The following is a 14,821-nucleotide window of genomic DNA, read 5'->3' as shown; positions in this document are numbered from 1 at the left end:
GTTCCTCAATCATTTATGAACACTGAGATCAACGTTGCTTATTAACCTTCCTTGATCCATAGAGAACATTAAAGCGTTTGTTCAATCCGCTTCAACGTTGCTTATTAACCTTCCTTGATCCATAGAGAACATTAAAGCGTTTGTTCAATACTTGACAAAAGTCCACTCTAAAGTTTTTATCGGTGCTGTTTGCAAAGCTTGAGAGAGTTCAGCACTACTGGCAAATTGCAACTGTTCCACATAGCAAGCTTCTACATTTACAGTAAATTCCTGCTCCTGAAAAGGCCAAGGAGTCACAGTTAAATTACCGTCGCTGCGCTGCATCACATCATAACGCTTACCATCTGATAAAGTCGCAATTTCTAAAGCACGTTCGCCTGCGGGTATCATTCGGTTACAGAGAATGAGTGAAAGGCGATCGCACCACTGAAAAAATTCATAAGCTTTCACAGCATCATCTTTTGTAATATTTAATTCTTTACGCCATTGTTCTTGATTCTTTAACTGTTCATCTAGAAATTCATCCAATTCTGGCAATTTACCACGATTACCTTCATTTAAAAAGCTCATGTGCATAGAAATCAGCATCGCTACCCACCGTCCTCGATAGCGAGCATTGTTTGCTAATTCCCGTATATTTACTACATCACTCGCTTTAATATCTTTCATCAAAGTAAAATCTAAGGGCGCACCAGCATCTGTAATGTGTTTTCCTTCCCATTCTTTTTCCAAATCATCGTGATGGGAAATTGCTGCAATTGTCTCTAGCCAACGTATAGGACGTTCTTTAGCATTCCAATGTCCCGCAATTTCAGCCGCCAGCAAAGCATGGGCGCGATGATAAATAATTTCCCAACCTTTTTGGTGTTGATTCACAATCATGAATCAGCCTTGATCCTTCGTGTAATATGAGTTTGCTTCCCTATTTTGGGTGAGCAAAGACTGTTCACTCATCTGTCAACAGCACGAATATCAAGTGCCACTATGGATAAATTGACATCAAAAAATTGTATTTTTATCAATCAGCGACTAACACCTTATTTATTTTTACTACCTGCTTTGGTAATTTTAGTACTTACTGTCTTTTGGCCGGCGCTACAAGCTTTTTACCTCAGCTTTACCCGTTACGAATACGATTTAACGCAAACACCTGCGTGGATTGGTTTGGCTAATTTCCGCCGCTTATGGGTTGATCCTGTTTTTTGGAAAACTTTGGTAAACACTCTGCTGTATCTTGTATTTGTTGTGCCGATTTTGGTAATCGCCCCTTTAGGACTGGCAATTTTAGTGAATCAAAAATTGCAAGGAATGCATTGGTTTCGAGCTGCTTATTATACCCCCGTGGTAATTTCCATGGTAGTAGCAGGAATTGCTTGGCGATGGTTGTATGCCGAAAATGGTTTGCTTAACCAGTTACTCAAAGGCATTTTACCAGAGGGAATTCCTTGGTTGACTAGTCCGCGTTTTGCGCTTTTCAGCGTCATGGCTGTGACTGTCTGGAAAGGATTAGGCTACTATATGGTAATTTATCTAGCTGGGTTGCAATCAATACCAAATGATGTCTACGAAGCCGCAGCCATAGATGGTTCTGATGGCATTAGCAAACACTGGGATATTACAGTACCTTTGATGAAACCCTATCTAGCTTTAGTTGGTGTTATCTCTGCAATTTCCGCGACTAAAGTCTTTGAAGAAGTATATATCATGACGCAAGGCGGGCCAAGAAATAGTTCAAAAACAATAGTCTATTACCTCTATGAACAAGCATTTAATAATTTAGAAATTAGCTACGCTTGTACGATTGGGCTGGTACTGTTTTTGATCATCTTAGGGTTGTCAATTTTGCGATTATCAATTGGTGGTGTTAGTGCCTGATATTTGCTTAACTCCTATTTATCGATTCTGACGACGAAATTCAGCAGGGGTGAAACGCATGGGCTTTTCTGGGTTCCAAATGCCCAGTCCCATGATTCTAGCCCATTGTTGGGCGCGTTCTAAGCGTTGGTCATATTTGTGGTTAGGCGATCGCCCCACAAACAACGCCTGACCTTCTTTGACTAATTCTTCATTCAACAAAACTTTATCTTGCCAGACATAAGCCAGAGTCCGCCCAAATTTATCTTGTCCTTCCACATCAAACTCCAGGGTTACAGAATCTCCCTGAATTAGTGCTTGCAAACGTTCTTTTGCTGTATTTCCCCAAGGACGTTGTTGTAAATCTGGTGCATCAATACCCAGTAAGCGCACTTGGGAAATTAAATTGGGTTGATCACCCATCCCTAACACTTCCAAAGTTTGTCCACTTACCACCTGTGCAAGTTTGACTTGTACCTGTGCATTCTCTAGAGATTTGCTTCGAGGTTGACAAGCAACTACCAAAAGTAACAAGCAAGATAAAATTACAATTTTTTTCATTTGTCAATGGTCAATGGTCATTTGTCATTGGTCATTTGTCATTGGTCATTTGTCATTAGCCAATTATCTTGGACTAAATAGATACGAGGAACATCACACCTCTAGCGACTCAGAACTTCAACCATGACCTAGACCAACAATCAACGACCAATGACTATTGTACCTGTCTCTTATACACATCTAGATGTKTMWWWKRKMMAKGGTCAATGGTCATTTGTCATTGGTCATTTGTCATTGGTCATTGGTCATTTGTCAATGGGTATAAATCTACAAGTTCTTAATTTTTAATTTTTAATTGTTTTGTCCCCGATCCCCAATCCCCAATCCCCAATCCCCAATCCCCAATCCCCAATCCCCGTTACCCCTTATCCCCAGAGGGGGCCCCTACCTTCCCCAATCCCCGATCCCTACTCCTCGTCTAACGGTAAACCTGCGCGCACTTTTCCTTTGCCAAAGTATCGCCCAAACTGGAGTTCATAAACTTCATCTTCGTCTTGTGTCTCTACTTCTAAGTCGGAACGGGCGTAACTGACACACAATAATGCATAGCCTTGCTGGCGTAGTTCTAGGGATAGTCCTACTGCTTCTGGTTGGTAAATTTCTCCCTCTAGCACCCTGACAGCGCATGTGGTACAAGCGCCGTTGCGGCAAGAAAAAGGTAGTTCTTTCCCTTGTTTTTCACAACTATGTAGGATGTAGCGATCATCAGGTACTTCTAAGGTGTGTTTGATGTTTTTGGCGCGATCGTGAACTGTGATTTTATATGTCCGGGACATGTTGGTTTTGAATTTAAGATTTTTGAGCAATTTGATTGCACTTTCTAGAAGTATATTGTACAATTGCAAATCGTGACCTCTGGAGAGATGGCCGAGTGGTTGAAGGCGCAGCACTGGAAATGCTGTTTGGGGGCAACTTCAACGTGGGTTCGAATCCCACTCTCTCCGTTATTCCTTATTGAGTAGTAATAATTCCAACAATTAACCAATTTTTACCAGTGGTTAATTGGTTGAATAATTGGTTGAAATGGTTGAAGCTTATCAAATGGGAGTATCCCAAATGTTTAAAAATCCGCCTGCGATTTAAATCGCAGTCTTAGAGGATGTTTGAAAAGTCTAAGAGCGCGTGTTTCACTACTCTGGCTACTTAGAAACTGCTACGAGAGAATCAGAGTTTTGGGATTTGAGATCGCACCCCTGAGTCACACTTGAGGCTCAAGCTGACCCTTTTAAAACATCCTCTTAAAGCGATAGATTGAAAAATTTGGGATGCTCCCTATAAAATCAAGTTTTAAAGTTTAAGTAGAACGGCGTAAATAATTAAAGGTTTGTAGTAAGGACTTTAGTCCTCGAATAAGGGCTAAAGCCCTTACTACAAACTCTACAAAGTTGGTGTGACGGACTACTAGTGGTCTGACAAGTTAACTGTGAGGGGTAATACCATTTCACGTTAATAGCGATACATATGAATCTTGTACCAGACGTAGCAATGCTACGTCTCTACACACCTGTATTTGTATCAAGATTTTTGTGAAATGGTATAAGGGAACGAACCGCGTTCGACAAAGTCGTTCCCGGAGGGTAGACGCAAAGTACGCGAAGGAAGAGGAAAAGAAGATGAGTCTAAAAATTGGTTTACTCAGCAAAGTTGAGTTGCCAGACTACTAGATAATCTAGCCAACTAGCAATTTGATGGCGTTGCGAATCAGAATAGCGGCGCGGTTTAAGTCCTGCATTTTTTCCTGATAAAATCGCCACTGCTCATTTTGTAACCATTCTTCACGATCGCTAGCTTTCAACAGTGCTTTTTGGCTATCTGTAGGTTCCCCAATCATATCGAGTATCTGTGTCAGCAGATGATAAGCGTTAATTCCTGGATGATGTATTCCGATACCGTCTCTCATCTGATCAATGGCTTTGTATGGAAACCCTGCGATCGCTCTCATCCATAATTCTCTTTTACTATTGTTTCCAACTGGCTGGATACCATAATCTCTACCTATCGCTTGCAAGTCTTCTAGCGATAGCAATTCAAGCTGTTCTCTTGATAGCATGTTAGATGTTCATCCTTCAAATGGTGGACTTAGTGGTTGTTATCTTTGGCGAGTCAGCAACCACTAATTAATCATTCTTACGTGGCACCATGTGAGAAGAAAGTCTTATTCACATTTTTATACAATGTCTAAACCGCGTAAAGGTAATCCGCAAAATTTAAAACCATTTACTACTGATAGAGAAGAACCGTTAACTGAAAGAATTAATTTACGTATTCCTAAAAGCATGAAAGATGAATTATCTGAAAAAGATAATCCGCCGGAATATTGTAGAGAAGCTATTCGGGAAAAGCTAGATAGAGATAAAAATAAATTAAATGAATAAACTAGCAGAAAATTGACACTCCCCTGCCTAAAGGCAATTTTCCAGATGGATAGAATGCTCTCGGAAATTTTTTATTTTCGGAGAGTGACAGAAGAGGGATAAGCGCTTGCGCTTAGGGGATTAAGGGGTGAGGTGCAATAACTGTGGAAAATATAACTAATTATCCGAACCTGATATCATTAGGCTTTGGGCTTCGTGATTCTTACAAATCATATAGGATTGCTATGGCGATCGCACTCTTCAAATTCACATTGATTACAAAAATCTCTGAACCATAGAGAACATTAAAGCGTTTGTTCAATCCGCTTCAACGTTGCTTATTAACCTTCCTTGATCCATAGAGAACATTAAAGCGTTTGTTCNAACGTTGCTTATTAACCTTCCTTGATCCATAGAGAACATTAAAGCGTTTGTTCAATCCCTTTTAACGTTGCTTATTAACCAGAAAACTTAATTCCCTCATCTGCTCCGCTGCCAAAATGCTAAAATTAGCTTTGATGCTGGGGGTGCCTGTATCCAGGCTGAGATTATACCCTTTGCACCTGAATCCGGATAATGCCGGCGCAGGGAAGCTGTTTATTGAGGAAAGCAAATATGCGGACAGAATGGATTGCCAAGCGAAGAGGCGAGAGCAATGTGAGTCAAATGCACTACGCTCGCCAAAGTGTAATTACTGAAGAAATGCACTATGTCGCTAGGCGAGAAAACCTCCCCGTTGAGCTAATCAGAGATGAAGTAGCGCGGGGACGGATGATTATTCCTGCAAATATCAATCACACAAATTTAGAACCAATGTGTATTGGTATTGCTTCCAAATGTAAAGTAAATGCTAACATCGGTGCTTCTCCCAACTCTTCTGGAATTAACGAAGAATTGGAAAAGCTAAATTTAGCAGTAAAATACGGAGCTGATACCGTCATGGATTTATCCACTGGCGGTGGTAACTTAGATGAAATTCGCACCGCGATTATTAAAGCTTCACCCGTTCCCATTGGCACTGTGCCAGTATATCAAGCTTTGGAAAGTGTACATGGTAGAATTGAAAATCTCACAGCAGAGGATTTTCTGGATGTAATTGAGAAACACGCCCAACAAGGGGTAGATTACATGACAATCCACGCTGGGATTTTGATTGAACACTTGCCTTTAGTCAGAAACCGCTTGACTGGCATTGTCTCTCGTGGTGGTGGTATTTTGGCAAGATGGATGCTGCACCATCATAAACAAAACCCCCTTTACACCCACTACCGAGATATCATTGAGATTTTCAAAAAATATGATGTTTCATTTAGCTTAGGTGACTCACTGCGTCCCGGTTGTACTCATGATGCTTCTGATCAAGCCCAATTAGCAGAACTCAAAACCCTGGGACAATTAACCCGCAAAGCTTGGGAAGACGATGTGCAGGTGATGGTTGAAGGCCCTGGACACGTACCAATGGATCAAATTGAATTTAATGTTAAAAAGCAAATGGAAGAGTGTTCCGAAGCACCTTTCTATGTACTTGGCCCATTGGTAACAGACATTGCTCCTGGTTACGATCATATAACCTCTGCGATCGGTGCAGCCATGGCTGGTTGGTATGGCACTGCTATGTTGTGCTATGTTACACCTAAAGAACACTTAGGTTTGCCAAATTCTGAAGATGTACGCAATGGATTAATTGCTTACAAAATTGCAGCTCATGCGGCGGATATCGCCAGACGTCGCCCTGGTGCAAGAGATAGAGATGACGAACTCTCCCGCGCCCGTTACAACTTCGATTGGAATCGTCAATTTGAATTAGCACTCGACCCCGACAGAGCTAAGGAATATCACGATGAAACTTTACCAGCAGATATTTATAAAACTGCTGAGTTTTGCTCGATGTGTGGGCCTAAGTTCTGTCCGATGCAAACTAAAGTAGATGCAGATGCATTGACGGAACTAGAGAAGTTCTTGGCGAAAGATAAACAAGAAGTAGTGACACAAAGTTAGTTTTTCTCTACCCCCAACCCCTAAGCGCTTGGGGTGGCGAAGCAATACTGCTCGGATAAGACAAATCAATTGACATTTAAATCTCGCAGAGACGCGATATATCGCGTCTCTACAACCCCAAAATTATGACGAAAAATCCTATCCCTTGCAGTATTGGGTGGCGAAGCCGGGGTGGGGTTCTTTGAGAATTATACAAGTGACAAGCAAACCTGATATCAGTCCACTTGAGTGAACTTGGACTGTTAGCCCGGAAATTTATTTCTAGGCGGGATGACAATCAAAGCAATATTTTCAAGAAACTTTCCCAAAAAAAAAGCTTGACAAATTTAAAGGTGTTAGAGATAATGAAAAAGTTGCAAATCAAGGGACTGTAGTTCAATTGGTTAGAGCACCGCCCTGTCACGGCGGAAGTTGCGGGTTCGAGCCCCGTCAGTCCCGTAGAAAGTAAAGTTTACATAGTAGATTAGATGTAGTGTTATCGGTTTATATAAACTCTTGGAATTTATAATACTATTTCCAGAATAACCTACAATGATCATGCTTTGCGATAATCAATAACTTGCGAATTTGCTGTGACTGTTAGAGTACGTATTGCCCCTAGTCCAACTGGAAATTTACATATTGGTACAGCGAGAACGGCTGTATTCAATTGGTTATTTGCCCGTCACCATGACGGCAAGTTTATTTTACGAATAGAAGACACAGATTTAGAGCGATCGCGTCCCGAATATACAGAAAATATTCTCCAAGGACTACGCTGGCTGGGATTAAATTGGGATGAAGGGCCTTTCTTCCAAACCCAACGCCTAGATATTTATAAACAAGCAGTACAAAGTCTCCTAGAACAAGGACTAGCCTATCGCTGCTACACCACTGCTGAAGAACTAGAAGCACTACGAGAAGCCCAAAAAGCTAGAGGTGAGGCTCCTCGTTATGATAATCGTCATCGCAATTTGACACCAGAACAAGAAGCCGCATACAAAGCCGAAGGGCGTAGCTTTGTGATTCGTTTCAAAATAGATGATCACCGAGAAATTGTTTGGAATGACTTAGTCCGAGATCAAATGGTTTGGCGCGGTAGTGATTTGGGCGGTGACATGGTGATTGCTCGCGCCACAGCTGATGGTATTGGTCAACCTCTGTATAACTTTGCAGTTGTAGTAGATGACATAGATATGCAAATTACCCATGTCATCCGGGGAGAAGACCACATTGCCAACACTGCCAAGCAAATTCTACTTTATGAAGCCTTTGGAGCAAAAGTTCCAGAGTTTGCCCACACACCCTTGATCCTCAATCAAGAAGGACGCAAGCTTTCTAAACGAGATGGCGTCACCTCTATTTCTGACTTTCAAAAAATGGGCTTTACTGCGGAAGCTTTAGTCAATTACATGACATTGTTGGGTTGGTCTGCTCCCGACTCGACAAAAGAAATTTTTACTTTACCAGAAGCAGCCCAACAGTTTAGCTTTGAGCGTGTGAATAAAGCAGGTGCAAAGTTTGACTGGGCAAAGTTAGATTGGATCAACAGTCAGTATATCCACGTTATGCCAGTAGATAAACTGACAGATTTACTCATTCCTTTTTGGGAAGAAGCCGGGTATAAATTGACTGGAGGACGAGAAGAACGTGCTTGGTTAGAACAACTAGTTGTTTTAATTCAACCTAGTTTGATTCGGCTTGTAGATGCTGTCGCTATGAGCAAATTGTTTTTTACCGATGCAGTGGAATTTAGTGAAGAAGCTGCTGTGCAACTCAAACAAGAAGGTGTTGCTGCTGCAATTGAGGTGGTGAACGCTGCATTACAGAACCAGCAGGAATTCAACGAAGCTACCGCCCAAGACATTATCAAGCAAGTAGTCAAACAGCAAAATGTTAAGAAAGGTTTGATTATGCGTAGTCTGCGAGCAGCCTTAACTGGAGACATGCATGGCCCTGATTTGATTCAATCGTGGTTGCTATTGCATCAAATTGGTTTAGACCAGTCTCGATTGATTAAAGCAACAGCAGAATCTCAATAGGTTGGTACAATTTTGGTGTCTTGGTGGTAAAAAAATAAATCTTAAATTTAACCACTAATACCAATTCTTCGTGAAGCTGCTCCCGAATTTTACCCCTCCCCAACCCTAAGCGCAAGCGCTTAGGGTGCGCGTTAGCGCGGGTGGGGTCTTTGTATGCATCTTCATATTAAATTGGTATAAGACACATCTAAAATTCGACAATTACTGGTGCATGGTCGCTAGGTTGGGTTAACTTGCGGGGAGTAATATCAATGGTGCAACTTTCTGCACGCTCGTACAAATTGGGTGTCAAATAATGATGGTCAATTCGCCAACCTAAATTGCGGCGAAATGATGCGGCGCGATAATCCCACCAAGTGTAGTGTCCGCCTTCGGATGTGAATTTACGAAAAGCATCGGCAAATCCCAGTGTTAAGATATCTCGCAGTGCTTGGCGTTCGCCTTCAGATGCCATAATGTGATTTTCTGGATTCGCTTTTTCGTGAATATCTTGATCTTCCAAGGCAATATTAAAGTCACCACACATACAAATGTCTGGGGTTGATTTTAGCAGAGTTTGTAAATACTTTCGTAGAATCGCTAACCAGCGCAGTTTATATTCGTACTTTTCGCTGCCAATTGCGGAGCCATTGGGTACGTAAAGATTAATAATTCTAACGTCGTTGATTACACCTGTTAGCAGCCGCTTTTGCTCGTCAAATTCTGGTGATATTTCTGGCAAGATTGCGGTAAAACTGGTGCTGACATTTTGTAGAGGTTGTCGGCTGAGAATGGCAACACCATTGTAAGATTTTTGACCAGAAAAATAAAGATGATAGTCTAATTCTTCAAATGGCGATCGCGGAAAATAATCATCAATAACTTTTGTTTCTTGCACGCACAACACATCAATTGGATTTTGAATTAACCAGTCAACAACATGCTGTAAACGAGTGCGAATAGAGTTAACATTCCAAGTAGCAATTTTTATCATTTCAAACTTAACAGTCAATAGTTAGAGTCTAGGTTATTAGTTAATAATTTCGTTGTTGATGGTTGGCTGATTCCCCCTACTGTTCATCATTTTCCATTTTTCCTTCTCCTTTCTCAATTTCTCAAAATTGATCTTTCAACTGAAAATAGTATTTTCTCTTACAAAACCTTTTATTATCTATGATCCCCAAGATAGATGCAACTAAAAGATTGCTGGTTTTAAATTGATTCAGTATAGTTACCTGATTACTTGTGCTGATGAACTGCAATACCTACTAAATTGCGGTAAGCATCATCAGAATATTAAGAATACATAAAAAGTTTCTTGTTTGAGCTTTTGATTTTCTTTCTTCTGTCTTGCTGCACTAGAAGGCAATTGCAAAGTTAAGTTAACCCATATTGCACTCTTAGTAGTCATTTAGGTTAATGTTAAAGTCAAATAGTTAAGTACAAATGCTTTATCTATTTGTATGTTAAGTCCTGTGAAATCAATAAGCAGTGACCAGTTGTCAAATTAATAAATACTAGCTACTCCTCACACTAAATTGTGAAGGGATGATTATCTAAGCTGTAAAATTAACAACTGATAACTGATAACTGATAACTGTTGATAGAGGACTGTATCACCTGCTGAACCAAAACAATTTATGAAGATCGCTCAAGTAGCCCCTTTATGGGAACGAGTTCCACCTCCAACCTACGGAGGTATTGAACTAGTAGTGAGTCGCTTGACCGATGAACTAGTTCGTCGTGGTCATGAGGTCACTCTGTTTGCTTCTGGAGATTCGCAAACATTGGCTAAGTTAGAAGCAGTCTATCCGCGTGCATTGCGTTTAGACCCCAATGTCAAAGAGTATACAGCATACGAGATGCTGGAACTTAGCCAAGTTTATCAACAGGCGGCGGAATTCGATTTGATCCATTCTCATGTAGGGGTTTCAGCTTTACCTTTGGCCAGTTTGGTGTCAACACCGACAGTACATACTCTGCATGGCAATTTTACTCAGGATAATTGCAGCGTCTACAGCCATCATCAAAAACAACCATACATCAGTATTAGCGACGCGCAGAGACAGATAAATCTGAATTATGTTGGCACAGTATACAACGGAATTAACCCAAACGATTATTTTTTTGTAGATAAACCCCAAGAACCACCATATTTGGCATTCTTAGGACGCTTTTCACCAGAGAAAGGGCCACATCATGCGATCGCGATCGCCAAAAAAACAGGTTGGCGCTTGAAAATGGCTGGAAAAGTAGATGTCGTAGATTCAGAATTTTTTGAAAAAGAAATTGCTCCTCAAATTGATGGTCAGCAAATTCAATTTTTTGGAGAAATAAATCACGCTGAGAAAGCAGAACTTTTTGGAAATGCTGCAATTACTTTATTTCCCATAACTTGGCCAGAACCTTTTGGTTTGGTAATGATTGAATCCATGGCCACTGGTACGCCCGTCATTGCAATGAATTTGGGTTCTGTACCTGAAGTTATTAATCACGGTGTCACTGGTTTTATCTGTCAAAATGTTGATGAAATGGCGGTGATGATTCCGAAAGCATTGGAACTCAATCGTCATGCTTGCAGAGAATACGTAGAAAACAGATTTAGCGTTATCCAAATGGTCAATGGGTACGAGGCGGTTTATGAACAAGTGATCAAAAATCGCGCAAATTTAAATGGACGCATTCATTCTGCAAAAATCCTGTTTTAAATAACTTTTTCTGAACGAATCTTAATCAATAATTTTTTTAAAGGAGGACATTAATATGAGTATGAGAAGCAACATCTGTCCATGTTGTGGAGATTCCCTATTGCGTCATGTTCGTCATGGTGAATTCTACTGGTTTTGTCAAACATGTCGGCAAGAAGTACCACTATTAAGTACAAGTATCCATCGTCTCTCAAGTGTGGTGGAAAAGAGAGTTGTCAATAAAGAGTAGGGGATTGTGGGGTGTGAGGTGTGCGAGGACTAAACTATTGAATCACCCAGAAAAAACGCTTTCAGCAAGCCCTAAATCATTCGTGAGAGGCGAGATCCCCGACTTGTTAGAGAAGTCGGGGATCTGGGATTCCGTGTTTTCTCACAACTCAATTAGGATTGCTATATTTGTGTATCAAAAAAATGAATTAGGTAAGGTTATCTTTCTTTCTGACCTGATCGGCGTATTCCTGTAACTTTTGAAAATAATCAAGGTTCACAATTTCAGCAACATCGCTTTCTTTTTTTGCTAGGTCTATTTGAATTTTTAAATCTAATACTTCTTGTTTGAGCTTCTGTTCTCGTTTGTAAAACTCGCGAGACATGTGGATAGCTGCTGCTGCTTGGTTTGCTAAAGCACTCAAAAACTCTAAATCTTCATCAGTATAAGTGATAAGTGGAGATAAATTATCGACGTATAACACTCCGATCACTTGCGTATAAGTTTTAAGAGGTACGCACATGCAATTTTGAATTGCTTCTCGGACAATTGAGAAAGAATCATTAAATCGCTGATCGCGTTTAGCATCCTGAGTGATGATTGCATCCCCGCTTTCATAAGCGAGATTGACGATTTTGCTACTGTAAAGCTGTTGATAACCAACAAGATCATCTCGTAACTTGCTGGCTTTTAATTCGAGTTGTTGAGACTGTTCATCAACCAAGAGAATCGCTGCATGATCGATTCTCATAATTTGAAACACTAGGTCGAGAATTTTGTGGAGAAGTTGATCTGGTTCGTCAGGTGAACAGAGTTGTTTGCTGACTTCTAAGAGAATTTTGAGTTTGTTGACTGTTTGTCGTTCGCGATCGCGCGACTTTAATTTGATAATAGAGTCTTCGCTAGGCTGCTGGGCTACCAAATCCTGAAGTTGCGACTCACTTTGGGGGAGAGGAATTTGTTTGAAATGGTCGCTTAATGATTGTTGATGATCTCTGATTGGTTGCGACTGAGATTTTTTCAGGGAATGAACGAATTTTAACTGAAGTTGACCACATGCGATCGCATCGCCGTCACGAAGTTGAGAGACGGTGACTTTAACTTGATTGACAAAAGTATGATTGCTACTGCCACAATCTTTAATCGTCACTCCATTGGGAGCGACGTGAATTTGCGCGTGGTAACGAGATACGGTTTCTTCCAGCAAAACAATGGTATTGTCGATTTTACGACCAAGGGTGTTAAATCCTTGTTTCAACTCATAAACTCTCTCATTTGGTGTTTCAGGGGCGTAGATTAAATACGGCACTTTTACTGTTGTGATGTTCTGTAGCTGATTACTTTAAATGGTAACTATCTTTTTAGTCAGTCGCACAGAGGTATTTTTTTAAGATCTAAATTAAACCAAGAACAAACCTAACGCCACAACCGACTCAGCTACTCCCAAAACTCGCGATGGGATGTCACATCAGATGCTGGTAGTTGTGAAAGACCCTCAATCCCTATAGATAAGTATAAGCATTACCCAATTAGCTTATCCAGAGCGATCGCCTATACTTGGAAAAATACTCTTATTTAATTCTTCTGAGATTCATTTTCAAAGACATATTTATTTTTCAAATATTGATTAATTTAAAAACCATACTTGCGCGATTGTTTGATTTATTTTTTAAATAATATAGAAAATACTCTCTGGAATTTGCTAATATTAAAACAGCAAAAAATGTAAACATTTTTGGATAAAACCCATGATTATTACTGATTTAAAATGTGACGAAATAGTAGATTTTCCAAACAGCATAATTGGTGGTTCCTCATTTTATAGTTACACTAATTCCAATTCCGATGATATGTCTGGATTGAAAACAGCTGGTGAAAAACTAAGGGAAATGCAGATATCATCTCCAATACAAACTTTACAAGATTCAATTAGGGAAAGCACTTAACAGTTAGTTTTGCAAGATTGATAAAGAGTTAACACAGATTATGATCAAGATGATTTATCCATTTTTATAAGTGTCAACTTTAATTTTGACATCAGCTGTAATAAGTATTAGAAAATCAATTGACTGTTAGTAATTTGGATTTAAATCATCTAATCTTTTTCTCAATCCCTTGTAAAAAAAAACAAAACAAGGGATTGTTTTTTTAATTTGAAATTACATATTTAACAGCCAAACAGACTATCAATACGGTTCGGTTAAGGATTTTTCGTCATAATTTTGGTATGTAGAGACGCGATATATCGCGTCTCTACAGGGTTTAAATGTCAATTGATTTGTCTTATCCGAACCGTATTGAACAGACTATGACAATTAAATATAGGCATAACAAAGTTTTGCTATGCCTATATTTAATTAACTATTTGATTACAAACAAATGATTCCACTGTTGGGTACTAACTAATTAAGTTACTGAGATTGCTGATAAACTTCCAGCATAATTTATACCACCTTTAGTACTTTTTGATGTACTAGTGATAACTTTACTATTTTCAGTTTTTTTTGCTGAAATTTTATGCTTGATTCCGAAGTTATCTGTTGTCTCTTTATCCAAAGAATATTCTCCTGGATGCTTATCAAATTTAGCTAAATCATCTCTAAAAATTCCTGAGATATCTTCAAAAAGGTAAATTGGAAAGAAACCACCCTGAACTTGCAGATTATCAGAAACATCAATTTCACAAAAACTTAGGTCATCAATTTTTAATCCACTCATAATTACATCCTCATTTGCAATACAATGTAGTTCACTAAAAGATCACCCCACACAAATTAACTAACTGATTACTTGGACTATTATCAACAAGAACTAAAGACTATTATTCTCTTTACCTAGTTGAATATAGTGGTATGTGTACATGTAAAACCCTGTAGAGACGCGATATATCGCGTCTCTACAAAATTTATGTGTATCGTGATTAACGTGAAATGGTATTACAACACTTGGCGTGCAATTGCAAACATCACCAAGTTTGATTTCTCAGACATCCAATTAGTAACCAATCAAAAATAGATTGATTACATTTTTAATAATTTTAGTACTTGTCACCGTAGTACTTGCGATCGCCAGCTACAGCAATAGCAACTGCAACATTCTTAGGCTTATAATACTTGTCGTACTTATAGCCACAACCAC

The 14,821-nt window shown here is 39.6% G+C and carries 12 protein-coding genes, 2 tRNA genes and 1 riboswitch; of the genes, 7 read left to right on the top strand and 7 right to left on the bottom strand.

Annotated elements, in window-relative coordinates:
• Positions 1-144 precede the first annotated feature (144 nt).
• A complete protein-coding gene (locus B4U84_RS15085; protein ID WP_017309936.1) occupies positions 145-882 on the bottom strand; it encodes a DUF3891 family protein in 738 nt (245 codons plus the stop codon).
• A 102-nt stretch (positions 883-984) separates the two neighbouring features.
• Here B4U84_RS15085 and B4U84_RS15080 point away from each other — a divergent pair, with 102 nt between their 5' ends.
• Entirely contained in the window at positions 985-1,875 is an 891-nt protein-coding gene (locus B4U84_RS15080) for a carbohydrate ABC transporter permease (RefSeq protein ID WP_044451736.1), read from the top strand.
• 18 nt (positions 1,876-1,893) lie between these two features.
• Here the strand turns inward: B4U84_RS15080 and B4U84_RS15075 are convergent, their stop codons facing one another.
• Together B4U84_RS15075 and B4U84_RS15070 are read right to left on the bottom strand one after the other, a co-directional pair.
• Positions 1,894-2,415 carry a thermonuclease family protein gene (locus tag B4U84_RS15075; protein WP_017309934.1) on the bottom strand — a complete coding sequence of 174 codons (522 nt, stop codon included), beginning with the start codon at positions 2,413-2,415 and terminating at the stop codon, positions 1,894-1,896.
• Between the two features lie 407 nt (positions 2,416-2,822).
• Positions 2,823-3,191 carry a 2Fe-2S iron-sulfur cluster-binding protein gene (locus tag B4U84_RS15070; RefSeq protein ID WP_017309933.1) on the bottom strand — a complete coding sequence of 123 codons (369 nt, stop codon included), beginning with the start codon at positions 3,189-3,191 and terminating at the stop codon, positions 2,823-2,825.
• Positions 3,192-3,272: 81 nt separating this feature from the next.
• Here B4U84_RS15070 and B4U84_RS15065 point away from each other — a divergent pair.
• Positions 3,273-3,359, top strand: a tRNA-Ser gene (locus B4U84_RS15065).
• A 725-nt stretch (positions 3,360-4,084) separates the two neighbouring features.
• On the opposite strand, the gene B4U84_RS31185 is transcribed toward B4U84_RS15065, so the two are convergent.
• Positions 4,085-4,465 (bottom strand): hypothetical protein, encoded by a 381-nt coding sequence (locus B4U84_RS31185; RefSeq protein ID WP_207390955.1) that lies wholly within the window; start codon positions 4,463-4,465, stop codon positions 4,085-4,087.
• Positions 4,466-4,589: 124 nt separating this feature from the next.
• Between B4U84_RS31185 and B4U84_RS15055 the strand changes: the two genes are divergently transcribed.
• The 4 genes from B4U84_RS15055 to gltX all read left to right on the top strand — a co-directional run bounded on the left by B4U84_RS15055 (position 4,590) and on the right by gltX (position 8,788).
• Entirely contained in the window at positions 4,590-4,790 is a 201-nt protein-coding gene (locus tag B4U84_RS15055; protein WP_017309932.1) for a hypothetical protein, read from the top strand.
• 492 nt (positions 4,791-5,282) lie between these two features.
• Positions 5,283-5,377, top strand: a riboswitch (TPP riboswitch).
• Positions 5,378-5,384: 7 nt separating this feature from the next.
• A complete protein-coding gene (gene thiC / locus B4U84_RS15050; protein ID WP_131119165.1) occupies positions 5,385-6,767 on the top strand; it encodes a phosphomethylpyrimidine synthase ThiC in 1,383 nt (460 codons plus the stop codon).
• A gap of 364 nt (positions 6,768-7,131) precedes the next feature.
• A tRNA-Asp gene (locus tag B4U84_RS15045) sits at positions 7,132-7,205 on the top strand.
• A gap of 134 nt (positions 7,206-7,339) precedes the next feature.
• Positions 7,340-8,788 (top strand): glutamate--tRNA ligase, encoded by a 1,449-nt coding sequence (gltX, locus tag B4U84_RS15040; protein WP_131119163.1) that lies wholly within the window; start codon positions 7,340-7,342, stop codon positions 8,786-8,788.
• A gap of 187 nt (positions 8,789-8,975) precedes the next feature.
• Here the strand turns inward: gltX and xth are convergent, their stop codons facing one another.
• Positions 8,976-9,758, bottom strand: coding sequence for an exodeoxyribonuclease III (gene xth, locus B4U84_RS15035; protein ID WP_044451892.1), 783 nt, complete (start codon positions 9,756-9,758; stop codon positions 8,976-8,978).
• A 649-nt stretch (positions 9,759-10,407) separates the two neighbouring features.
• Between xth and B4U84_RS15030 the strand changes: the two genes are divergently transcribed.
• Positions 10,408-11,475, top strand: coding sequence for a glycosyltransferase family 4 protein (locus B4U84_RS15030; protein WP_131119161.1), 1,068 nt, complete (start codon positions 10,408-10,410; stop codon positions 11,473-11,475).
• Between the two features lie 416 nt (positions 11,476-11,891).
• On the opposite strand, the gene B4U84_RS15025 is transcribed toward B4U84_RS15030, so the two are convergent.
• Positions 11,892-12,992, bottom strand: a complete 1,101-nt coding sequence (locus tag B4U84_RS15025) for a GAF domain-containing protein (RefSeq protein WP_044451732.1) — start codon at positions 12,990-12,992, stop codon at positions 11,892-11,894.
• 1,097 nt (positions 12,993-14,089) lie between these two features.
• Entirely contained in the window at positions 14,090-14,401 is a 312-nt protein-coding gene (locus B4U84_RS15015; protein ID WP_131119159.1) for a hypothetical protein, read from the bottom strand.
• Positions 14,402-14,821 lie beyond the last annotated feature (420 nt).

This window comes from Westiellopsis prolifica IICB1 (assembly GCF_004323185.1).
GTDB lineage: Bacteria > Cyanobacteriota > Cyanobacteriia > Cyanobacteriales > Nostocaceae > Pelatocladus > Pelatocladus prolificus_A.
The sequence above is the reverse complement of the archived record's forward strand: the minus strand, read 5'-3'. Positions and strand labels throughout refer to the sequence as shown.